Source organism: Maribacter aquimarinus (genome assembly GCF_047345505.1).
Taxonomy (GTDB): domain Bacteria; phylum Bacteroidota; class Bacteroidia; order Flavobacteriales; family Flavobacteriaceae; genus Maribacter.
The window spans coordinates 116,981-140,076 of record NZ_JBLFEO010000010.1 but is presented as its reverse complement, the minus strand read 5'-3'; the positions used below and the strand labels follow the sequence as shown (position 1 = coordinate 140,076).

Sequence of the window (23,096 nt, the reverse complement as noted above, 5' to 3'; positions counted from 1 at the left end):
GAACCTGATAAAGCGCATACATGGATACCACAGACATCATTGAAAGGATAAAGGAGCACAAAAAACAGCCCCACCTGAGGTTTCGTCTAAAAAGGGATACGGAGGCCTTTACCGATCTCCTGTTTTACACCCTTTTTGATATGGATACCCCGGTGGACCGGAACCTAACGGTTTTAAAGGAACGTTTTGACGGTTTGGTGGAGCTGGCCTGCTGGCAAAGCGAACGTCCCTGCCACAAGGTATGGGAAGCCTATGTGGCCAAGCTGCCCCACATATTGGAACGGCTTAACTTGGATGCGGAGGCCACCCTGAACTGTGATCCGGCCTCCCTCTCCATTGAAGAGGTGTACATGGCCTATCCGGGCTTTTATGCCATTGCCATTTACAGGCTTGCCCACGAACTTTACACGGCCGGTTTCCCGTTGGTGCCCCGCTTAATGACGGAGTATGCGCACAGGCAGACCGGGGTGGACATCAATCCAGGGGCCGTTATTGGAAAATCCTTTCATATTGATCACGGTACCGGTGTGGTGATCGGGGAAACAGCGGTGATCAAAGACCATGTAAAGATATACCAAGGGGTTACCCTTGGCGGGCTCTATGTGGCAAAGCATCTTCAAAAAACAAAGCGCCACCCCACCATTGGGGATCATGTGACCATATATGCCAACGCCACCATCTTGGGCGGGGACACCCATATTGGGGCCCACAGCACCATTGGTGGCAATGCCTGGCTCACGGACTCCGTACCGGCACACTCCACCGTATTCCATACCCCAGAAATAAAAATAAAGACCCTTCCCAATGCATAGTTCAATCATAGACCTTATTGGAAACACCCCTATGGTACGCTCCCGGACGCTGAACACCAACAAGAATGTAGATCTGTACTTTAAACTGGAGGGGCACAACCCGGGGGGCAGCGTTAAGGACCGGGCCGCATTGAACATGCTCAAAAAGGGACTGGAGCGAGGGGACTTTAAAAGCGATCAAAAGCTCATTGAGGCCACCAGTGGCAACACCGGCATTGCCCTGGCCATGATCGCGGGCATCTACGGTTTGGACATAGAGCTTGTCATGCCGGAGAACAGCACAAAAGAACGCGTGCAGACGATGAGGGCCTATGGGGCCAAGGTTACCCTTACCCCGGCCGACATTGGCATTGAGGGGGCACGGGACTACGCAGCGAACAAGGTGGAAAATGAGGGGTATGTCATGATCGACCAGTTTGGCAACGACAATAACTGGAAAGCCCATTATGCCAGTACAGGGCCGGAAATTTGGCGCGACACCCAAGGAAAAATCACACACTTTGTGTCTTCCATGGGCACTACGGGCACCATTATGGGCACCTCTACCTACCTCAAGGAACAAAACGAACAGGTGCAGATCGTTGGGGTACAGCCCACGGACAATTCGCGCATACCGGGAATCCGGAAGTGGCCGGAAGCCTATCTGCCCAAAATATTCAATGCCAAAAAAGTGGATCGTATCATGGAAGTGAGCGAAACGGATGCGGCACTAATGGCCAGAAGGCTGGCCAAGGAAGAAGGCATCTTCTCCGGAATGAGCAGCGGCGGGGCCGCTACCATTGCCCTGAGGTTGGCCCAGGAACTCCAGGAAGGAACCATTGTGAGCATTGTGTGCGACCGTGGGGACCGCTATCTTTCTTCCCCGTTGTTCGATTAGGGAAGAGGATGGCCCAAGAATGGGGAATGGTCCCAAAACCAGTGCGGTCCCAATGCCTTGGAGACGGTACAAGGGACAGTGCCCATCTAAAGCCAGCCCTTTTTTTTAAAAAAGAGGAGCAGGCCCAGAAAAATGACCACCATAAGGCCCCACACATAGTAATACCCATTTTTTGCGTGCAGTTCCGGCATATGGTCAAAATTCATTCCATAAACGCCCACAATGAAGGTCAAGGGAATGAAAATGGTGGCCATAATGGTGAGCACCTTCATGACTTCGTTCATTTTGTTGCTCATGTTGCTCATGTACATTTCCATAAGGCTCATGGCCATTTCACGGTAAATCTGAAGGTTTTCGTTGATTTCAACGGTATGATCGTGCACATCGCGCAAAAAGAGTTTGGTGTCCTTGGTGATCAGTGGATGCTCCGTGACCAAAAGCCGGGCCACCAATTCTTTCATTGGATACACCCACCGTCTTACCCGCATCACTTCTTTCTTCAGGGCCTGTATCTTTTGGGAGACTTCTGGAGTGGGATCGGCATATACCTCAGTTTCCAAGGCGTCCAATTGAAGGCCAAGGTGCTCCGTGACCAAGAAATAATGATCAATCAAGGCATCCAAGAGGGCAAAGAATAGGTAGTCTGCCCCTCGTTCCCTTATCCTGCCCGTTTTTGCGGCTATGCGCTCCCGCACCCCGTTGAACACATCGTCTTCCACCTCCTGGAAAACCAGCAATGTGTCTTTAAGAAGCACCAGGGCAACGTGCTCTGCCACAATGGTGTCCTGACCATTGACGTACAGCATCTTGAACACCCCAAAGATGTAATCATCGTACTCATCCAGTTTGGGGCGCTGTTCCGTGTTCACGGCGTCTTCCAAGACCAGGGAGCTCAAATGAAACTTTTTTCCAAGGGCCTCGACAAAAGCCACATCATTGATGCCCACCACGTCTAACCAAGCCACATTCTTGGCTTGGGAGGCCTTGAGAATAAGGTCCAGATCGGTTAAAAAAGACCTGCTGTGATTTTGGGCATCATAGGCAATGAGCTCTACCTGGCTATGGGCAATTTCTTTGTTCCCCAAATAACTGACGGTGCCGGGAGCCTTTCCCATTTTACCGTAAACCCTGGAAATACGTCGCTTCTTTTTGGCGGTGCTTTCTTTCTTCAGTGCCATCCCCATTTTTTTTTAAATATACCCATAAGTTCTGAAGAACAATGGATCACCGTAGTTTTTGGCCCCTTGGGGAAAAACAGGGCCGATCTGTTTTTGGCCTGATTTTTATGGGGCCAGAACGCCACAGCTCCACTACGGAACGGGAAGAACCCTTTAGCAGGAAATGCTGTTACAGCTACAAATCCCGTCCAATGCATCGGTGCGTCCTTTTGCCGCTCAATCACCGCGACAAGGGCCATGCCCCAATGGCAAAAGTCTTGTTTTTGTTCAGTTTTGCACGCTCATCACTAAAGTCCAATGCGTGATCCGTGCTTAAACATGGCCCTGGCCATTGGCTGGGGTGGTCAAAAATCCAAGCGCTCCAAATGCAGGCCGGAGCCGGGCGCCACGGTGGCCATTTTCACTATTTCGCCCTGGCGCAGGGAACGTACAATGGTGTCTGCACCCAACTCGCCCTTCCCAAGGGCTATGAGGGCACCCATCATCATCCGTATTTGATAGCGCATGAATCCCTTGCCGCACACGTGCAGCGCATAGCTGTCTTCTGGGAAAAAGCTGGCGTGCAGCAGGTTGTTCCGTAAGAGTTCACAGCGCGCAACGGTCCTGATCACCTGGGCATTGGGCTGCAGTTGCGCGGTATAGTTGCCAAAATAATGGGTGCCCTGGAACAAAGCGGCCGCCCGTTGCATGGCCCCAAGGTCCAGATCCCCAAGGATGTTGGCCATAAAGGGCGCGCAATACGGGTGGTTCTTTTCCCCAAAGGAAAAAAGGTACACGTAGTTCTTTTCCTTGGCATCTTGGAGGAGATTGATTTCCCTTGGGGCCGGTTCCATCCGCAACAATCTTATGTCCGGTGGCAAATTTGCGTTCATGGAATTCAGAAAGTCACCCAGATCCATTAACGGCCCCTTTTCCAACCACAATTGAAACACAGCCCCCATGGCCGATACCTTGGCATCGGTGCGGCTGGCGCCAAGGAGCTTAAACCGCTGTTGGGGCAGCACAAACGACAAGGTTTTGGCCAACATCCCTTCCACCGTCCTTTGGCCCGGTTGTCTTTGCCATCCGCTGTAGCGGAAACCCAAGAACTGTACCTCTATCAAGTACCGATGATCGTCTTTTTTCAATGTACCCCAGATTATGCCTTAAAAAATTCCATTACGATTTACAATCCCTGCAAAACCACTCGCCGGGCCGACGTTTTACCGATCCCTGCGGCTCTGGCCTTGCTGCCACCCCAAGAGTAAGGATTTATCGGGGAACACCCTTCTTGGGAAAGCCCAATACATCATCTGGGTTCAGGTTTACTTTTTTGGCAATTGCTTTCAACCCACCAACCGCTTGCATAAAAATCATAGCTTTGCACCAAAGGACGAAATTCGTCGTAAAGAAACCAACTTAAAGCCATTCACCAACATATTTTGTTTTATGTCGAAAAATAAGGAAATATTACCCGATTGGTGTGTTTCTTTGGTGAACCACCCGTATTCTTTAAAATAGGACCGTATGAATTCCCTGAAAAAATTAATGCCCTGGAGATTTACCCTCATCTGCACCATAGTTGTACTTTCCTTATTGAACATTTTGAGTTTCTACGGGCTGTACAGCGAAAAGTTCTATCTCTTTAAGGTGGGCAACTATATTTTTCCGTTGATGACCTTGGTGCATTTTGTTTTTCTTTATGTGATGTGCTTTAAGATCAAGGAAGAAGAACTTAGTGACCCACAAATGAGAAACCTCGAATATGCCCTTTATTTTATATTCTCGTTCTATCTTTACAAATTTGGTGAAACCATTTACAAATTGTTTTCCGTTAACCAATTTGAAGAGCACTTGATTCCCGCCAGCTTTGTCCCTATGGCCATCGTTATGGCGGTGCTTTATGGTCTTTTGCTGATCTTGGGCGTTATGACCTACAAGTACCGCACCGAAATGGTTGGCGACTACAATTTCAACCAAATGAACCAACACGTGGATTCTTGGAAATCTTGATGTGGAGCAGTGCCCGGCATCCCCTAAGTCATCCCTATGGGAACAAGGAAATACCCACTTTTCCGGACTAGCAAAAACAGGGCAAAATAAGTTCCCAGGAACGGCGTCCCAAAAATTATAGGTCTTTAAGGAAGCTGCTGTAGAGGTCCTTGAACTGTACCCCTTCCGCGAACCGCTGCCGGTTCAGTTTTTTGTGCGATACCAGGCCCCAAAGCAGCAACTCCTTGAGAAAGTAGGTGTCCTTTTCGGGATGGTCTGGTTGATATTCCCTTAGCAATGCATTGAGTGGCGGAATGGAGTCCAGTGCCCTTTTGTATTCCTCGTCGGTGAAATCGTCCAGCAGCTCAAAGCCCTCCCCTTGAAAAAACCAGTGGAGCAAGTCGTCATAGGGGGTTTTGTCGTCCTTGCGTTCCAGTTTGTTTATTTTAGGAAAATATTCCGGGAAGGTCATCTTTACGGCCTCATCGATCAACATGACGGCCACACTGTCCGCCCCTTCTTGTTCCCCTTCGTACACCAGTTCTATCTTTCCCGTTATGGCGGGCACCACGCCCAAAAAGTCGCTCAAGCGCACCATGGTCTGTTCGGCCCCGGACAACAGGGCCCTGCGTTCTGCGGTGCTCAACAAATTCTCAAAGGCCGTGATGCTGGTACGTGCGCTTACGCCGCTCTTGGCATCCACATATTCGCTCCTTCTGGCCTCAAAGCTTATCTGTTCCAACAGGTCCTTGGCCATATCCGGAACATAGACCGCACTGGCTTGGCGGGGATCCAGGCGGGCCTCTTGTTCGGTGATCTTGCGGGCCACGTCCAGATCGTCCGGATAATGGGTCAATATCTGGGAACCAATACGATCTTTGAGCGGGGTCACTATGCTTCCCCTGTTGGTATAATCCTCCGGATTTGCCGTGAACACAAACTGAATATCCAACGGAAGCCGCAGTTTAAACCCACGTATCTGTATGTCTCCCTCCTCCAAAATGTTGAAAAGGGACACCTGTATGCGGGACTGGAGGTCCGGGAGCTCGTTTATGACGAAGATGCAACGGTTGGCCCGCGGGATCATTCCAAAATGGATAACGCGATCGTCTGCATAGGACAGTTTAAGGTTGGCCGCCTTTATCGGGTCCACATCGCCAATGAGATCGGCCACGGTAACATCTGGCGTGGCCAACTTTTCATAGAACCGCTCTTCCCTGTGCAACCAGCTAATCGGGGTGTCGTCCCCCTTTTCCTTGACCAGTTCCTTGGCATATCGGGACATGGGGGCAAAGGGGTCGTCGTTTATTTCCGAACCGGCCACAATGGGCACGTATTCGTCCAACAGATGCAGCATCAACCGGGCCAATCTCGTCTTTGCCTGGCCCCTGAGCCCCAGGAGATTGATGTTGTGACGGCTCAATATGGCACGTTCCAGTTCGGGGATCACCGTGTCCTCATACCCCCAGACCCCCACAAAGGTGTCTTCCCCATTTTGTATCTTTTTCCGTAAATTGTCCCTGAGCTCGTCCTTGATGCCCTTGCTGTGGTAACCAAATTCCCTTAATTCTCCTAAAGTGCCCAATGATGTGAGCTTTTCGTTGTTCTTTTTCAATGCCGATCTATTTTGTTTTTAATGGTTTTTAAATGCTGACAAAAAGGCCGTTGGGGCCTGGAAAGCATCATTTTAACCTCTTTTTTCTATTGTTTTCGTAATCTTCAAAAATCATTTCCCCCAGGCCTTTTAGGCCCGTAAAGAAGGCCTTGCCCTTATTGGCCTCGGTAAAATGACGGATAAACTGCATTAAGTAGGGATCCTGGGCGATCATAAAAGTGGTGATGGGGATGTGCAGCTTACGTGCCTGGCGGGCCATGTTGTAGCATTTCTCCACAATGTAATCATCCAATCCCACACTATTTTTGTAATAGGTTCCGTCCGGCAGGCGAAGACAACTGGGCTTGCCATCGGTGATCATAAAAATCTGCTTGTTGGTGTTGCGCTTGCGCCTTAACATGTCCATGGCCAACTGCAGCCCGGCCACGGTGTTGGTGTGGTAGGGGCCCACCTTTAGATAGGGCAGGTCCTTAATGGGTATGGGCCAGGCGTCATTGCCAAACACCAAAATATCCAAGGTGTCCTTTGGATATCGGGTAACGATCAGTTCGGCCAGGGCCATGGCCACCTTTTTGGCCGGGGTTATGCGGTCTTCGCCGTACAGGATCATGCTGTGGCTTATATCGATCATGAGCACGGTGCTCATCTGGGCCTTGTGCGCGGTATCTTCCACCACCAGGTCGTTTTCGTCCAAGGTAAAATTTCCGATGCCGTGGTTTATTTGGGCATTCTTGAGGCTTTCCGTCATGCTGATGCTCTCCAAACCATCTCCATAGCGGTATTCCCTGAAATCTCCCGTGTGCTCATCTCCCCTGCCCGATTTTCCGGTCTTGTGGTTTCCGCTTCCGCTGCGCTTGATCTTGCCAAATATTTGATCTAGGGCGCGTTGCCTAATAAGGCGTTCCATCTTGGCGGTAATGGAGATACTTCCTTTTCCATCGCCCTCCTCCCCATCCGGGTTTTCATCACCATCCCCAATATCAAACTCTTCCCGTATGTAGCCCTTGGCCTTTAAATCCTCTATAAAATCGTCAATGGTATAGTTTTCGTCCGTAAGGGCGTACTCCTTGTCCAATTCCCGTAGCCAATCGATCGCTTCATCAAAATCTCCCGAAGTATGGGTGATGAGTTCCTGGAAGATTTCAAAAAGTTTTTCAAATGGGGTTTGTTCCGGTGCTTCGTATGGGACAAAGCGGAATCCTTTTCTTGTTGTCATAGCCATACCCTAAAATTAAGCTATTTTAAATGGGGGCAAAGTTATTTTTTGAGAACGTTAACGTTCTCCCTTTGCCCCTGAACCGGATGAGCATGGCGTACCGCGCAAGCCAAGAAACGGGAAACCAAGCTTGTTGCCTACCTTTGCCCCCAATGATGGACACCAACCAGCACATGTTACAGCTCAAAGGTTTTCTGAACACGCCGGCACTTTGGAAAAACACGCAGTTTGGCCTACGCCAATTTCAGTTCCCGTCCGTGCAACTGCACCGCCTTGTCCCGGAAGCCATCCCACAGAACATACGCCTGGGGCACCAGATGGAACATGTGTTCAGACAGCTGCTGCAAACATCCAAAACCCACGATATCTTGGTGCACAACCTTCCCATAAGACGGCAAAAGCAGACCCTGGGGGAATTGGACTTTATTCTCAGGGAGCGAAGTACCATGGAATTGGTCCATGTAGAGCTCACTTTTAAATTCTATATTGTGAACACGGCCATTTCCGAACCCGTACACCGGTTGATGGGCCCCAACAAGAGGGACATGTTCTTTACCAAGGTACAAAAGATGAAGGACCAACAGTTTCCCCTTTTACGCTCCCCTGAAGCCATCGCCGCGCTGAAAAACCTAGCAGGTGACCCAATGGGCATACGGCAAGAAGCCTGCTTTAAGGCACAGCTCTTCATGCCCTTTGGCCAAGACCCTGCGAACATAAGACCCCTGCGGCACGCCGCCATAAAAGGATACTGGTTGCGCCTCCATGATTTTAAAGGACCCTATTTTAAGGGTGCCCGTTTTTACCTGCCCCACAAAAGGGAATGGCCCATAGACCCACATTTGGGCGTGGCCTGGCAAGGTCATTATGAAACCCTTTTGGAAGTGAACCTCCATATGCTAAAGAAAAATGCGCCCATGGTCTGGATGCTGAAAGCGAACGGGGATTTGGAAAAGTTTTTTGTGGTCTGGTGGCCCTGACAAGCTACGGACCGCAGCGTAAGGAAGCGGGGCCTTTCCCTTAACATTGGGCATCGCTTTCCGTTCTGCACTGCCTCCAACCCACCACACCCCACCTTGGGATGGAGCGCAACGTATGGGGCAAGGCGCCGTTTTACATCCCTAGGCCTTAAGGCAGCCCTGCATTTTTGCCACCCTTGGCCCTGTGGGCCTTTTTTCTGCCGAAACCATGGGTAAGCTGACCCAAAAAATCCTTGGGAAGGGTCTCTTCCCCTGGGAATCCCAATTCAATGGTGCCACTGTCCTCGGGCACGAAATGGGTGTTAAAGATATAATCCCACAGGCTTAAGCTTATGCCAAAGTTTACCCCGTACCGTCCCTTTGGCAAGGCATGGGCGTGGTGGTACAGATGCATCACCGGGTTGTTGAGCACATATTTCAAGGGCCCCCAATCCAACTTAATATTGCTATGGTTCAGATGTCCTATGGCAATGGCGGCAAAATGGACAATGTAGGCATGCTCGGGCTCAAAGCCCCCCAAGAGCATTACCCCAAAGGTCTTTAAGGGCTTGTACAGGATGTTTTCCATCCAGTGGTAGCGGAGATGGGCGGCAAAGCCCATTTCCTTGACGCTGTGGTGCACTTTGTGAAACTCCCAGAGCACGGGATATCTGTGCAATAGAATATGGGTGAACCACTGAACAAAATCCAACACCACAAAAAAGAGCAACAATTCTGCCCAAACGGGCCAGGTCTTGGTATTGATCAGGGCCAAACTTTGTAGGGTGATGCCCACATTGGCAAAAGCAGCTTCCAACAGGGCATAAACACCGTTTACCACGATGGCGAAAAGAAAAAAATTGAAGAACATGTAGAAGGCATCCAGCCAAAAATCCTGTCTAAAGATTTTTTGCTGCTTGCGCCAGGGAAAGGCAATCTCCAATGACCAAACCACCAGGGAAATGAGAATGAGGCCCCAAAAATAATTGGTGTACCAAGGCACTTGGAACAAGACGGATCTCCACGTCCAGTCCAGGGTACCCAGAAAAGCCTCGACAAAGACATCAAAATAGGCCAGCATTCACTTTGGTTTTAGGTTCACAAAGATAAGAATTGTGCCACCACCTTGTGCAACCTGTGTTACATGGGCAGATGCTTAAACCAAAACCCCACCAAGGTCCCCTTTCAATATTTCCGCCGTTTCCCCTGAATTGCGATCGCTTTTCCTATTTTTGGTGCCTAATTGCACTAAGAGATGACCATTACACAACTACAATACGTTCTGGCCGTGGCAGAGCACCACAATTTTACCCTGGCGGCAGAGAAGAGCTTTGTTACCCAGCCCACCCTGAGCATGCAGGTGCAGAAACTGGAAGACGAACTGGACATTTTGATTTTTGATCGCAGCAAGAAACCCATAAGCGTCACGGAAGTGGGCAAGAAGATCGTGGAACAGGCCAAGAACATTGTAAACGAGGCCAACAGGATAAAGGATATCGTAGATCAGGAAAAAGGCTATATCGGGGGCACGTACACCTTGGGCATCATTCCCACCATCATGCCCACCTTATTGCCCATGTTCCTGCGTACCTTCATAAAAAAATATCCAAAGGTAAACCTGGTCATCAAGGAACAGAACACAGCGGACCTTATTGGCAATTTGGAGGCCGGTCATCTGGATGCCGCCATAGCGGCCACCCCCTTGCAGGTGGAATTTATAAAGGAACGTCCGCTCTATTACGAGCCATTTGTGGGCTATGTGCCCAAAGAACACCGCTTGGGCCAACAAAAAGAGCTGAGACCCGATGACCTGGACGTGTCCGATATTTTGCTGCTACAGGACGGGCACTGCTTTAGGGAAGGTGTTCTGAACCTCTGCCATACCAAGCACGCCAATCCGGAACATTTTAGCCTGCAGAGCGGCAGTTTTGAGACCTTGGTGAACCTGGCCGATGAGGGCCTGGGAATGACCTTGCTGCCGTATCTGAACACGCTCTCCCTGGACGCAGAACACCGCAAAAACCTAAAATTCTTCCAAGATCCGCCACCGGCCCGTGAAGTGAGCATCATTTATCATAAAAATGAACTGAAACTGCATATTACCGAAGTTTTGAAGGAGACCATTGCCGCGGTGGTACGGGGCGCCATTGCCTTCCAAGACGTAAAGATCGTGAGCCCCTTGTCCCAAAAGTGAACCTTCTTGGCCAAGGGCCATCCAGATCTTCCCGCAAAAAAAAAAAGGCCTTTAAAAAGGCCTTTTATTATTTTTAATAAGAAGTAAACTTTGTTTGAGTTCCGGCTTGTCGGTCGTGAAGCGTTCCAACCAGGCCAGTAATTCCTCCACTTCGTGGGGCAGCAGGTTCAAAAGGGCCTTTTTAAGCTCTTTTCTAAATAACCGTACATCAAAACTAACTTTTTTTAGCACCGTCTTACTGTACTCCAACATAGAATTTGCCATACAAAAGATGATTTATTAATTAGTTGCTTCGTAAATTTAACACCAAATAGCGCCCTAAATTGCAATAGAAATGTTAAATAAAACCAAGGATTGTTAATTAACATTCTTGAATTGAATTCAACCTTCTGTATTTCAATTATTTGCGATGTTATTTTTAATTGGTTAAATTAAATGGGAAAAGGTGTTTCCGTTCTATTGCTCTTGCTTGCCATTGGGTGTGCCACCCCCAAAAAAAAGATCGTGAAGGTGGTGGAAAAAGGTCTAAATGGGGCCTTTTATGACCACCAATTCACGGGGGTGCTCATTGTGGATGCCCTTAGCAAAGACACCCTTTACAGCAAAAACAGCAAGAAATATTTTACCCCGGCAAGCAACACCAAGATCTTTACGCTGTACACGGCACTAAAGGCCTTGCCGCAACATATTCCCGCCCTGAAGTATCTAGAGCGAAAAGACACCCTTTACTTTGAAGGTACCGGAGATCCCTCTTTCTTGCATACCGCGCTGAAGGACAGTACTGCCCTCCACTTCCTAAAACAAAAGGAGCACTTGGTCTGGGTCACGGGCAATTTCAAGGATGGGCGCTTTGGCCCGGGTTGGTCCTGGGAAGATTATGATGTCCGTTACGCTCCGGAGCGCAGCGCCCTGCCGCTTTATGGCAATTTGGCCACCCTGTTCAATGTAGATGGGTCTCCAAGGGCGATCCCCACCTATTTCCGCGATAGTATTGTCCCGGAAATGGCGGACGTTAACCGACTGGAAGACCGTAATCTGTTTTATTATGATGCAGGACGCACCGATACCTTGCAAGTGCCCTTCAAGGCCACGAACAAGACAGTGCACGGGATGTTGCAGTTGGCGTTGGACAAGCCGGTGAAGCTCTCAAAAGAAATGCCGCCGGGGCCTAAAAGCACACTGTACGGGTCCCCGGCCGATTCCCTCTATACCTTACTGATGCAGGATAGCGACAATTTTATCGCGGAACAGCTGCTCCTTTTGGCGGCCTCGGTATGGACCGATACCTTGCAGAGCGGTTTGGCCAGGACCAGGGTGCTGGACGGCCCCCTTGGAGACCTGCCCCAAATGCCACGTTGGGTAGATGGCTCCGGGCTCTCCCGCTACAACCTGTTCACCCCACAATCCATGGTGCACGTACTGGACAAGTTGCTGAAAGAAGTGCCTCGGGAGCGTTTGTTCCGCATCTTCCCCGCCGGTGGGGTCTCGGGCACCCTGAAAGATGGGTATGCTTCCAAAGATGGGCCTTACATTTTTGCCAAATCGGGGAGCTTGGGAAACAACTATTGCCTAAGCGGATATTTAATGACGCGTTCCGGGAAGACGCTGCTGTTCAGTTTTATGAACAATCATTACAGAAAGCCCACGGCCCAGGTCAAAGAACGGATGCAGCGCTTCTTTGAGCATATACGGGACACTTATTGAAAAGAAAGATCTTGGATTTGTTGCCCAAAGAAGGAACAGTGGTACGGGCCCGTGGGCCATTAATCGAGTAAAGCCTAGGGGCAATATGGGTTGGATAGCCCCTAGAGCAAGCCTTGCATTGCCGCGTACTGCAAGAGCATGATGCTCTTGGCGTCCCGTATGGCCCCATTGTGCGCCATGGAGAGGGCCTCCTTGAACGGAAGCTCCAGTACTTCTATGTTCTCGGTCTCATCCACGGCACCTCCGCCCTCGGAGACCTTCATTTCATCTCTATATTCCCCCACAAAAAGGTGGAGTTTTTGGGTTACGGATCCCGGGCACATGTAGGCGCTCATGACCTCAGAGACCTCGCGGATCTCATATCCGGTCTCTTCCAAAGCCTCCTTTTTTATACATTCTTCGGGAGACAGTCCGTCCAACAGTCCGGCACAGACCTCTACCATCATGCCCTCCTTGTTATCGTTCACATAGGTGGGCATCCGAAATTGACGGGTCATGACCACCGTTTTCCGTTCCTTGTGGTACAATAATATGGCGGCACCATCACCACAATCATATGATTCCCGTTGCTGGTTCTCCCAGGAGCGGTCTTCCCTTAGATAATCAAATGTGTACTTTTTAAGGGTGTACCAACCGTCGGAGAGTACTTCTTCCTTAACGTTCCGTATTTCTGCTTGCTTCATGACCCAGATAACTGCTTTTTAGAACGAAGGTATATCCCGTTTCTTGTAAATGGGAGTGGGTTATTTGGCAATTTACCCAAAAAGATAGGCTTTAAAAGCAATTTAAAGACAGACCGGCAGCCCAACACAACAACCGCCTGGCCCATAAAAGTCAAGGCCAACCATCTATGTGCGCCACGGGTGCATTATCTAAAGGCTCCACTTGTTGCCTACCTCGGAAACCGGCTTACAGCCCTCATAATTTCCGGGCATGGGGTCATAGGAAAGCACGTTCTCCCCTATTTCCTCAGAAGTCATATAGGCCCATATGGCCATTGCTTTTATGGAGCGATAAAACCCAACAGGTTCTTGGTCTCCCACCGTCTTCCCCCAAATTCCAGGGTTGAAGGTCGCCGATTTTTTTTCTGCCGTTACCAACATTTTTGCTTGGTCCCCGTTGGTGAGTTGGGCAAAAGGGCCCCCAAAGTTCTCCTGGGCCTCTTCATTAAAGGCGGCAATTTCCTGCCTGATCTGGTTTTGGCCTTCGGCATCGTAAGTTCGTGAGAATACCTTGTCCAAAAAAACATCGACCTTTACGTCCAGGGCTCCCGGGGTATCCGTCCTGGGCAGAATAGTGTCCACCAAGGCCCCAATGGTCATGGCCTCATGGTCCGAAAAGAATTCCGGTTGCCAAGCGGGTCGTGCTTCATTTTTGCATGACTGCAAGAGCGATAGCAGTGTGGGCGTGGCCACCGCGGCCCCAACCCATAATCCCGTATGTTTTAGTGCTTTTCTTCTATCCATCATCCTTATATATTTCTTCTGTTAAGTTCTTCCACGGCGTGGTTGGCAGCCCTGGCGGTAATGGCCATATACGTTAAACTGGGGTTTACACAGGAGGAAGAGGTCATGCAGGCCCCATCGGTGACAAAGACGTTCTTTGCGCCGTGCACTTGGTTAAAACCGTTGAGCACGGAGGTCTTTGGGTCCCTTCCCATACGGGCCGTCCCCATTTCATGCACGCCCCATCCTGGGGAATGCTCGTTGTCAAAGCCCATCACGTTTTCCAGACCAGCGGTCTCCAGCATTTGTACGGCATCTTCCTGTATCTGCTTGTTTATGGCCTTTTCGTTTTCCTTGAACTCCGCATCGATGGTCAGGGTGGGCTGTCCCCATTTGTCCGTAACCTCGTGGTTCAGGTGCACCTTGTTCTCATGGTAGGGAAGACATTCGGCAAATCCGGTAATGAAAAATTCCCAAGGTCCGGGTTTTAACATTGCATCCTTGAAATTGGCGCCAAATTCTGGACTGTTGGCCGGGTTACCGCCACGGGCAGCGGCGCCCTGGTACCCAAATCCGCGCAGAAAGCGATCTGTCCTTGTTTTTTCATCAATGTTCCAATAACGGGGAATGTAGATGCCATTGGGCCTTCTGCCCTTATAGTATTTATCCTCAAACCCCTTTACCGTTCCCAGGGCGCCCACCCTGTAGGTATGGTCCATTAAATTGTGCCCCAGTTCACCGCTGTCATTGCCCAAGCCATTCTCAAAGCGCGAGGATTTGGAATTGAGCAGGATCTGGGTGGTGCTCAAGGTACTGGCATTGCAGAAAATGACCTTGGCGGAGTATTCGATATCCTCATTGGTCTCGGCATCGATGATGCGCACCCCGGTGGCCCTCCCCTTGGCATCGTCATAGATGACGGACTGTACAATACTGAAGGGCCTAATGGTAAGGTTGCCGGTGGCGTGGGCCGCGGGCAAGGTCACGGCATTGCTGCTGAAATAGGCACCAAAGGGACATCCACGACTGCAACGGTTCCTATTTTGGCATTGGCCCCGACCATTATGGGGCACCGTGAGGTGGGCACAGCGGCCTATGATCATGTTTCTTCCCTGGAAGGACTTTTCTATTCTTTCCTTGATATGCTTTTCCACACAGTTCATTTCCATTGGCGGCAAGAAGTGACTGTCTGGCAACTGCGGCAGTCCCAAGGGCTCCCCGCTAATGCCGGCAAACTTCTCCACATAGGTGTACCATGGGGCAATGTCCTTGTAGCGTATGGGCCAGTCCACCCCATGGCCGTCCTTGGCATTGGCCTCAAAATCCAGATCGCTCCAACGGTAGGTCTGCTTGCCCCAAAGAATGGAGCGCCCTCCCATCTGGTGGGCCCGCAACCACAAGAACGGTTTCTCTTCCGTGTAGGGGTTGGCCTCATCATCTGCCCAAAAATGCAGGGTATCCGTTCCCATCCATCCGGAGCGCATTTTTTTATAGTGCTTTTTCTTTTGCTCCGGGGTAAGTCCGCCACGCAATTCACTGTCCCATGGGTCCAGGTTCATGGTAGGGTAATCTACCACATGCTCCACAATGCGCCCCCGCTCCAAGACCAATGTCTTGAGTCCTTTTTCACAGAGCTCCTTGGCCGCCCAGCCCCCGCTGATGCCAGAACCAATGACTATGGCATCATAGGTGGTGTCTTTCTTGGCATCTATATTGTAGTTTGCCATACTACTTTAATTTTTGACTAAGTTAATCAATCCTTGAAAAAACCAGGTTTCTTTTTTCCAATCTGAAAATTGGGGGTAACTTTAGGCGCCATAATGATAACGGCGCTTCTATTTATCCATCAACCTAAAATGTCACTGTCTTGAAAACACTTTCCACCTTCGTATTTCTTTGCTTATTGTTCTGCTTGGGCTGTAATTCTCACCAAACAAAGAAAAACAAGCTGCCCAAAGTGGCCATTGCGGGCATAGGGATAGAGTCCAGCACCTTTTCCCCGGCACAAACGGAGGAAGCGGCCTTCCATGCCCGTATCGGGGACTCCATCTTTGGCCGTTATCCCTTTTTTAAAGAGGGCAGTGACATTCGTGAACGTGCGCAATGGGTGCCCACGCTTCTGGGAAAATCCCTTCCCGGCGGCATTGTTACCCGGGAAGCCTACGAGTCCATGGTGGGCAAAACCCTGAAAATGCTGGAGGAAAACGGTCCCTACGATGGTCTTTTCTTTGACATCCACGGTGCCATGAGCGTGGTGGGCCTGGAAGATGCAGAGGGCGATCTGATCAAACGCATTCGCGAAGTGGTGGGCAAGGACGTTATGATCAGCACCTCCATGGACCTGCACGGCAATGTGACCAAAACCTTGGCCGAACATTCGGACCTCATTACCTGTTACCGCATGGCCCCGCACGAAGATGCACTGGAATCCAAGGCACGGGCCATTACCAATCTGTTGGACAGATTGGAGAGCGGTAAGGGAAAACCCGCCTACAAGGCCTGGGTTCCCGTACCCATTCTGCTGCCAGGGGAAAAGACCAGTACCCGCATAGAGCCGGGGAAAAGCCTTTACGCCAAGATCCCGGAGTATGAAAAGCGGGAAGGGGTGGTCGATGCGGCCATTTGGATGGGCTACCCTTGGGCCGATGAAGCCAGAAACCACGGTGTGGTGATGGCGGTTGGGGATGACAAGGAGCAGGTGACCCAAGCGGCCGAGGAACTGGCAGCCGCCTATTGGGCAGTGCGGAACGATTTTGAATTCGTGGCCCCGGTGGCCACCTTGGACGAGAGCTTGGAAATGGCCCTAAAAAGCGACAAAAAGCCCTTTATGATCAGTGATATGGGCGATAACCCCACCGCAGGGGGAGCTGGGGATGTCACCTGGACCCTGCGCGAACTGATGCAACGTCCCGAGTTTAAGTCGGACGATGGCCCCAGCCTTATCTACGCTTCCATTCCCGGACCCGAACTTGTGGCCCAGGCCCTTGAGGTGGGCGTGGGCGGGAAAGTCTCCGCCCTTGCCGGGGCACAGGTAGATCATCGCTTTGCCCCTCCCCTGCTACTGGAAGGCACGGTGACCGCCATACGCGAGGGCGATCGCGATGCCAAGGTGGAAGTGGTGGTAAAAATGGGCAGCTTGAGCGTCATTGTAACCCAACAGCGCAAACCCTACCACCAAGAGGCCGATTTCACCGATCTGGACCTCAATCCCCGTGCGGCAGACATTGTGCTGGTGAAAATTGGCTATCTGGTACCGGAACTTTATGATATGCGGGGCGATTGGGTCATGGCACTGACCCCAGGGGGCGTGGACCAAGATTTGGAGCGCTTGGACTACAAGCACATAAAACGCCCCATGTTTCCGTTGGACAAGGATATGGAGGACCCAGACCTGAGTGCGCGCCTGCTGCGCGCATCGGATCAGTTGTAGGATGGTTAGACCACGGTCAGGGCCTGGTTCAAGTACCGTCTGAACGGCAGCATTTCCATATAAGCGGCGATCACTTTTTGATCAAAATCCCTTTGGTGCACTTCCGCGGTCTTAAATTCAGTGGCCACGGCAAAGGTTTTGTGGCGCAACAGTTCTATGTGCGGATGCTCATTGGAGAACCCCTTGGGTGCCTTTTGCAGTTTGGTGTCCTCATAAAGGCCGCCAAACCGCTTTTTAAAGGTGGGTTGGGACAAGATACCTAAGCACTTCCCCATTGTAGTCAATGGCATTGCGAATGCTGCGCAGCCTTTTTGGGTCGGGGCGCCAGAGACCCCCCGCGAACATGCAGCGCTGTACCCCAATTTCAATATAGAAGTCGCCCGTATTGGGCCGTTTGTCCAAACCCGCGCCAAAATGGTCTTTGTACACCGGTTTGTTGGGGTGGAACATAAGGTTGTTGTTAATGCGATTGATGCCCTTCTTCCCCGGGGTGTCATAATACCCATCATCCAGCTCGGCCAACTGGGCATTTATGCCATCGAGCCAGGTTATGAAGTCGTTGCGGACGGCCACGTACCATTTTCGGTTGGCGTCCATCCATTCCTTATTGTTGTTCTGTTGAAGGGCCTTTAGAAAAGAGACCTGTTCTTTAAAATCCATTTGGTATAAGTTGTTGATAGGAGCTGTTCCTTGGGTTACAGGCCCCCATCTGGTAAATGGCCGTGGTGGGGCACCCGATCAGAACCGGTTATCGCCCCCAATGATATCGCCCAGCCCGCCAAGAATACTGCCCTCGCCCTTGTCCTTTCCGCCCCGGGGAACGGATGCCAGGATACGGCCGGCCAGCCTACTAAAGGGCAGGGACTGCACATACACGGTACCCGGGCCCCTGAGTCTGGCAAAGAACAGCCCTTCCCCGCCAAAAATGGTGTTCTTTATGCCGCCCACGAACTCAATATCGTAGTCCACGGTCTGGGTAAAGCCCACGATGCACCCGGTGTCCACCTTAAGGGTTTCCCCGGCCGCCAGTTGCTTTTTGGCCAAGGTGCCGCCCGCATGGACAAAGGCCAGGCCGTCCCCTTCCAATTTCTGCATGATAAAACCTTCCCCGCCAAAGAGTCCGCGGCCCAATTTCTTGGAGAACTCCACTCCCACGGATACCCCCTGGGCCGCGCATAGAAACGCATCCTTTTGGCAAATGAACTTTCCGTTGGTCTCAGAAAGGTCCACAGGTACGATCTTGCCCGGGTAGGGCGATGCGAAACTTACCTTTTTTTTCCCTTGGCCCGCGTTTAAAAAGGCGGTCATGAAAAGGCTTTCTCCCGTGAGCATGCGCTTTCCGGCCGAGAACAATTTGCCCAGCACCCCTTTTTCCTGATTGGAACCGTCACCAAAAATGGTGTTCATCCTTATCTCGGAATCCATCATCATAAAACTGCCGGCCTCAGCCACCACAGCTTCTTGGGGATCCAGCTCTATTTCCACATATTGCATTTCCTCGCCGTAGATCTGGTAGTCTATTTCGTGTGCGTTCATATTGAAATGTTTTATTGTTGGTTCTACTGATTTCCATAAGTTCTTGTACTGCTTTTTTGGTGCCAAAAGCACCTTATCCCTATGGCAGGGCAAGCTCTTGGCGATGCCCACCTAAAAGTACAATATTTAATGCAACGACGCGATCGGGAACAGCTGAAAAAGTAATGGGGTTTGGTGCCATGGTGGATGTCCGCCCTTGTACCCTGACGTATATGAAATAAAGAAGGAAGGTGGTTTCCTTTGCCTTTCCGAACCCTTTTGGAGCCTGTGGAATGGACATCAAAAAAAACGTAGCTATCCTTTCCGCAAAGCGGAACACTGTAATTTATGCGGAAACGCCACTCAATTGGGACGTTCAAAGGCCATTTGCGGATTCATTTTTTTCTGCTCTTCAAACAACCGTTGCTGTTGCTTTACGGTCATGGTGCTGCCGTCATGGCTCCATCCCGGGGGACCGAAGATGTACATGAGCTTATGGGAAAGCTTGGGCGATTTCTTTACATCCCGCCAAATGTCCCTGTACTCGTGCGTTAAGATTTCAATGGGGTTGTGGGTCTTTGGAGGGTGGATCACCCCGTATTTAACGTCGATATCATCGTCCAACTCCTTCCAGGTGCCGAACATCTTGTCGAAAATATTGAGGAAACCGCCATGGTTTTTGTCCAGATATTCCACATTTTGGGCGTGGTGCACCTGGTGCATCGTATGGGTATTGAAAATTTTCTCTACCCAGCCCAATTTGGGCACATAGACGGAATGCAACTGAAACTGCCACAAGGCCTCTATGCCCAGGCATACCATGACCACTTCCGGCGGAAAGCCCACTGCCGGCATCCACATATAGAAGAGCGGCTTGTACAGAATGGTGAACCAACCGTTTCGGATGGCCGTTCCCAGATTAAAATTATCCGAGGAATGGTGCACAATATGGGCGGCCCAAAGCACCCTGACCTCATGATTGGCCCTATGGAACCAATAGTAGGTAAAGTCATCTGCCAACTGGCACAACAAAAACACCCACCAGGCATAACCAAAGGACTCGTAGCCCAGGAGATGGGTGCGCACACCATCCACTTCGGGATTGAAGAACTCAAACGTGGCCTTAAAGAGCACAATGGCAAAGACCACCTTGAAGAACGGCCCAATGATGGCACTCCCCACCCCCATGAACCCGCTGGCAAAGAGGTCTTTCCAGTCATAGAGATCGTCGTCTCCGTGGGTTTTGCTATAGGTGAGCTCCAATAAAATAAAGGCAATGAAACAGGGTACGCCGTACACCAGGGGGTTGGTAAAATCCATTCTCAACAAATTTGGCTAAATATAACCATTAAAGTAGATATGCTCTAAAGTGTTCACTTTTTATGATGGTAAAAGATCAGGCTTCCTTGCCACCCTTAAACAAGAAGGGGCAAAGGATAAAGGAAATCTGACCATCTGGTTTAGAACAACGTGGTCTGCCCATCATCCTTGCCCGATGCTTCCGGTGGCCCACCGGCATCCTTTTCCTTGTTTTCCCTTGTTTTTTGGTCGGGGTCTCCGGCTTCCACATTTTCTTCGTCCACCACTTCCATTTCGTTGGTGGGGGTTTTTGCGGGTGGCTCATAGGGCAGTGGCTCCAGCGCGTTGATCTGCTTTACCTTCTCTGGGGTAAGTTGGTTCCCCTGGGCACGGATGCCCTTAACGGCGATAAAGTCCTCCAGCGGGATTTCCAAAGGGTCCTTGGGGTCCTTTCCCCTTGGTTTGGGAAAGGTGACCTCCATTACGGGGCGCCAGTCCGTGGAGACCAGCTCCAGGTAAGATTTTGGGTGTTCCGTGATAAAGAGTTCTTCCTTGTTCTCGTTTTCCACCAAAAAGCGCTTCACATAAAACCGCTCTTTCTCACCTTCCCAATAAACAGCGGAGATGGGCTTTTCGGGCACCCACTTCTCCAGCACGATCATGTCTTGGTCAAAATGTGCCGTAAGCACGGGGCTTATGGTCTTTACAATGCCCTTTTGGGTTATGATGAGCAAGAGATCGTCCCCGCTGAACTCGCCCAATAGCTCTCCCCTGCCATCCACGTTCAACCTGCGCACCACGTCATCGAACCAGATTTTCCTGGGCTTTAGGGTAGAGACGCCCTTTTCCTTGAGCTCTATGCGCTTTACATTGTATTTGGTGACGATGTTGCCCTTGGACGCCCTTCCCTTGATGAGGACATCGGCAAAATCAATGTCCCATTTCAGCTTCTTGATACTGCCGGCCTGTCTCAAGTTAATGGTGACCACCTCTGCCTCCCCGTTGGGATTGGCCGAAAAATAAAGCACCTTGGAGCCCGCCTTTCCGGGGGTAAGGTCATAGGGCCTGTCCCGGGTAATACTGGTAACGCTGAACCTTTTGATGTGGGTGGGCCCACTTTTGCCATCCTTGTAGATCATGTTGTAGATGGTGCGCTTATCTTTCTTTTTAAAGATGGCCACGTGTATAATGCCCTTGCCCACGAAGGTTTTGGCATCTACCTTGGTCACCATCATCTTGCCGTCTGCCGTAAAGACGATGATGTCATCAATATCGCTGCAATCGGTCACGTATTCGTCCCGTTTCAGGGCAGTGCCCACAAATCCCTCATCCCGGTTCACGTAGAGCTTGGTGTTCCTAATGACCACCTTGGTGGCCTCTATGTCATCAAAGATCCTGATTTCAGATTTTCGTTCCCTGCCCTTGCCGTAGGTGGCCTTGAGCTTTTTAAAGTAGTCTATGGCAAACTCCGTCAAATGGGCCAAATGGTGCTTTACCTCGGCAATTTTTTCCTGCAGGGCCTCCAGTTGCTGCTGTGCCTTGTCCAGATCGAACTTGGAAATCCTTTTGATCCGTATTTCGGTGAGCCTTAGAATGTCTTCCTCGGTCACGGCCCTGCGCAAATGGCCGGTGTGGGGTTTCAGCCCCTTGTCAATGGCTTGGATCACCCCTTCCCAGGTTTCTTCTTCCTCAATGTCCCGGTAAATCCGGTTCTCTATGAAAATGCGTTCCAGGGAGGCAAAGTGCCATTGTTCTTCCAGTTCCCCCAGCTGTATTTCCAGTTCCCGTCCCAGAAGGTTTACCGTGGCATCCGTGGAGCGGCGCAACATCTCCGTGACCCCGATAAAAAGGGGCTTGTTGTCCTCAATGATGCATCCCAGCGGGGATATGGAAGACTCACAGGCCGTAAAGGCGTACAGGGCATCCATGGTCTTGTCCGGAGAGATGCCAGAGGGCAGGTGCACCAGGATCTCTACCGCTGCCGCCGTATTGTCCTCTATTTTTTTTATTTTGATTTTCCCCTTGTCATTGGCCTTGAGAATGGAGTCAATGAGGGAGGAGGTATTGGTGCCATAGGGTATTTCATTGATCACCAAGGTATTCTTGTCGTACTGGGAGATCTTGGCCCGCACGCGCACCTTGCCCCCGCGCAAACCGTCGTTATAATTGCTCACATCGATGATGCCGGCCGTGGGAAAATCGGGAAAAAGGGTAAAGCGCTGCCCTTTCAGGTGCTTAATGGAGGCATCGATGAGCTCATTGAAGTTGTGGGGCAAAATCTTGGTGCTCAGGCCCACGGCGATGCCCTCTGCGCCCTGTGCCAATAGCAGGGGAAACTTCATCGGCAGGTTCACCGGCTCTTTCTTGCGGCCGTCGTAGGACATTTGCCACTCCGTGATCTTGGGGCTAAAGACCACTTCCAGGGCAAATTTGGACAGTCTGGCCTCAATATAACGGGAGGCGGCCGCACTGTCTCCGGTTAGGATGTTGCCCCAGTTGCCCTGGGTGTCTATCAAAAGGTCTTTTTGCCCCAGTTGCACCATGGCGTCGGCAATACTGGCATCCCCGTGCGGGTGGTACTGCATGGTGTGCCCCACCACATTGGCCACTTTGTTGTAACGCCCGTCGTCCAACTCCTTTAGGGCGTGCATGATGCGCCGCTGCACGGGTTTAAAACCGTCTTCAATGGCCGGTACGGCCCGCTCCAGGATCACGTAGGAGGCATAATCCAAGAACCAATCCTTGTACATTCCGGTGACCCGGGTAAGGGCATCTCCGTTTTCGTTGTTGGGGGTCTCGCCCCCTTGGGTATCTTCTTGTTGCTCCTTGTTCAAATCCTCCTGTTCCTCCATGAAGACGTTATTGTTGTTTTTGTTCCTCGGCA

Annotated in this window: 19 protein-coding genes and 1 pseudogene; 7 read left to right on the top strand and 13 right to left on the bottom strand. The window is 50.8% G+C overall.

Annotated features, from left to right (window positions below; genetic code table 11):
* Positions 1-20: 20 nt before the first annotated feature.
* Entirely contained in the window at positions 21-812 is a 792-nt protein-coding gene (epsC, locus tag ACKWCC_RS09440) for a serine O-acetyltransferase EpsC (RefSeq protein ID WP_413995676.1), read from the top strand.
* Complete coding sequence (cysM, locus tag ACKWCC_RS09435) at positions 805-1,689, top strand: cysteine synthase CysM (protein ID WP_413995675.1); 885 nt, start codon at positions 805-807, stop codon at positions 1,687-1,689. Before epsC ends, cysM begins: the two co-directional genes overlap by 8 nt.
* Positions 1,690-1,775: 86 nt before the next feature.
* On the opposite strand, the gene corA is transcribed toward cysM, so the two are convergent.
* Positions 1,776-2,867 carry a magnesium/cobalt transporter CorA gene (corA, locus tag ACKWCC_RS09430; protein WP_413995674.1) on the bottom strand — a complete coding sequence of 364 codons (1,092 nt, stop codon included), beginning with the start codon at positions 2,865-2,867 and terminating at the stop codon, positions 1,776-1,778.
* Positions 2,868-3,211: 344 nt separating this feature from the next.
* The gene (locus ACKWCC_RS09425; protein WP_413995673.1) at positions 3,212-3,994 is read right to left on the bottom strand and encodes a tRNA pseudouridine synthase A; all 783 of its coding nucleotides are present in this window, start codon (positions 3,992-3,994) and stop codon (positions 3,212-3,214) included.
* A gap of 379 nt (positions 3,995-4,373) precedes the next feature.
* On the opposite strand from ACKWCC_RS09425, the gene ACKWCC_RS09420 reads away from it, so the two are divergent.
* Complete coding sequence (locus ACKWCC_RS09420; RefSeq protein ID WP_413995672.1) at positions 4,374-4,859, top strand: hypothetical protein; 486 nt, start codon at positions 4,374-4,376, stop codon at positions 4,857-4,859.
* A 115-nt stretch (positions 4,860-4,974) separates the two neighbouring features.
* Here ACKWCC_RS09420 and ACKWCC_RS09415 read toward each other — a convergent pair whose 3' ends face one another.
* Both ACKWCC_RS09415 and ACKWCC_RS09410 read right to left on the bottom strand, forming a co-directional pair.
* Positions 4,975-6,453: an AAA family ATPase gene (locus tag ACKWCC_RS09415; RefSeq protein ID WP_413995671.1), complete on the bottom strand. Its 1,479-nt coding sequence runs from the start codon at positions 6,451-6,453 to the stop codon at positions 4,975-4,977.
* Positions 6,454-6,520: 67 nt separating this feature from the next.
* Entirely contained in the window at positions 6,521-7,675 is a 1,155-nt protein-coding gene (locus ACKWCC_RS09410) for a vWA domain-containing protein (RefSeq protein ID WP_413995670.1), read from the bottom strand.
* Positions 7,676-7,698: 23 nt separating this feature from the next.
* Here ACKWCC_RS09410 and ACKWCC_RS09405 point away from each other — a divergent pair, with 23 nt between their 5' ends.
* Complete coding sequence (locus tag ACKWCC_RS09405; RefSeq protein ID WP_413995669.1) at positions 7,699-8,646, top strand: DUF1853 family protein; 948 nt, start codon at positions 7,699-7,701, stop codon at positions 8,644-8,646.
* A 148-nt stretch (positions 8,647-8,794) separates the two neighbouring features.
* Here ACKWCC_RS09405 and ACKWCC_RS09400 read toward each other — a convergent pair whose 3' ends face one another.
* Entirely contained in the window at positions 8,795-9,706 is a 912-nt protein-coding gene (locus ACKWCC_RS09400) for a sterol desaturase family protein (protein WP_413995668.1), read from the bottom strand.
* 174 nt (positions 9,707-9,880) lie between these two features.
* Here ACKWCC_RS09400 and ACKWCC_RS09395 point away from each other — a divergent pair, with 174 nt between their 5' ends.
* Positions 9,881-10,819 carry a hydrogen peroxide-inducible genes activator gene (locus ACKWCC_RS09395; protein ID WP_413995667.1) on the top strand — a complete coding sequence of 313 codons (939 nt, stop codon included), beginning with the start codon at positions 9,881-9,883 and terminating at the stop codon, positions 10,817-10,819.
* 51 nt (positions 10,820-10,870) lie between these two features.
* On the opposite strand, the gene ACKWCC_RS09390 is transcribed toward ACKWCC_RS09395, so the two are convergent.
* Positions 10,871-11,083: a hypothetical protein gene (locus ACKWCC_RS09390; protein ID WP_413995666.1), complete on the bottom strand. Its 213-nt coding sequence runs from the start codon at positions 11,081-11,083 to the stop codon at positions 10,871-10,873.
* A 171-nt stretch (positions 11,084-11,254) separates the two neighbouring features.
* On the opposite strand from ACKWCC_RS09390, the gene ACKWCC_RS09385 reads away from it, so the two are divergent.
* Positions 11,255-12,523 (top strand): D-alanyl-D-alanine carboxypeptidase, encoded by a 1,269-nt coding sequence (locus ACKWCC_RS09385; RefSeq protein WP_413995665.1) that lies wholly within the window; start codon positions 11,255-11,257, stop codon positions 12,521-12,523.
* A 101-nt stretch (positions 12,524-12,624) separates the two neighbouring features.
* Here ACKWCC_RS09385 and ACKWCC_RS09380 read toward each other — a convergent pair whose 3' ends face one another.
* The 3 genes from ACKWCC_RS09380 to ACKWCC_RS09370 all read right to left on the bottom strand — a co-directional run bounded on the left by ACKWCC_RS09380 (position 12,625) and on the right by ACKWCC_RS09370 (position 15,695).
* Positions 12,625-13,206: an NUDIX domain-containing protein gene (locus ACKWCC_RS09380; protein ID WP_413995664.1), complete on the bottom strand. Its 582-nt coding sequence runs from the start codon at positions 13,204-13,206 to the stop codon at positions 12,625-12,627.
* A 189-nt stretch (positions 13,207-13,395) separates the two neighbouring features.
* Entirely contained in the window at positions 13,396-13,989 is a 594-nt protein-coding gene (locus ACKWCC_RS09375; protein WP_413995663.1) for a gluconate 2-dehydrogenase subunit 3 family protein, read from the bottom strand.
* 5 nt (positions 13,990-13,994) lie between these two features.
* Positions 13,995-15,695 carry a GMC oxidoreductase gene (locus ACKWCC_RS09370; RefSeq protein ID WP_413995662.1) on the bottom strand — a complete coding sequence of 567 codons (1,701 nt, stop codon included), beginning with the start codon at positions 15,693-15,695 and terminating at the stop codon, positions 13,995-13,997.
* A gap of 140 nt (positions 15,696-15,835) precedes the next feature.
* On the opposite strand from ACKWCC_RS09370, the gene ACKWCC_RS09365 reads away from it, so the two are divergent.
* Entirely contained in the window at positions 15,836-17,398 is a 1,563-nt protein-coding gene (locus tag ACKWCC_RS09365) for a M81 family metallopeptidase (protein WP_413995661.1), read from the top strand.
* 5 nt (positions 17,399-17,403) lie between these two features.
* On the opposite strand, the pseudogene ACKWCC_RS09360 reads toward ACKWCC_RS09365, so the two are convergent.
* The 4 genes and pseudogenes from ACKWCC_RS09360 to ACKWCC_RS09345 all read right to left on the bottom strand — a co-directional run bounded on the left by ACKWCC_RS09360 (position 17,404) and on the right by ACKWCC_RS09345 (position 23,064).
* Positions 17,404-17,995 (bottom strand): annotated as a pseudogene (locus ACKWCC_RS09360) (DUF2461 domain-containing protein).
* Positions 17,996-18,136: 141 nt separating this feature from the next.
* The gene (locus ACKWCC_RS09355; protein ID WP_413995660.1) at positions 18,137-18,934 is read right to left on the bottom strand and encodes a TIGR00266 family protein; all 798 of its coding nucleotides are present in this window, start codon (positions 18,932-18,934) and stop codon (positions 18,137-18,139) included.
* Between the two features lie 342 nt (positions 18,935-19,276).
* A complete protein-coding gene (locus ACKWCC_RS09350; protein WP_413995659.1) occupies positions 19,277-20,233 on the bottom strand; it encodes a sterol desaturase family protein in 957 nt (318 codons plus the stop codon).
* Positions 20,234-20,373: 140 nt separating this feature from the next.
* Positions 20,374-23,064, bottom strand: a complete 2,691-nt coding sequence (locus ACKWCC_RS09345) for a DNA gyrase/topoisomerase IV subunit A (RefSeq protein WP_413995658.1) — start codon at positions 23,062-23,064, stop codon at positions 20,374-20,376.
* Positions 23,065-23,096 lie beyond the last annotated feature (32 nt).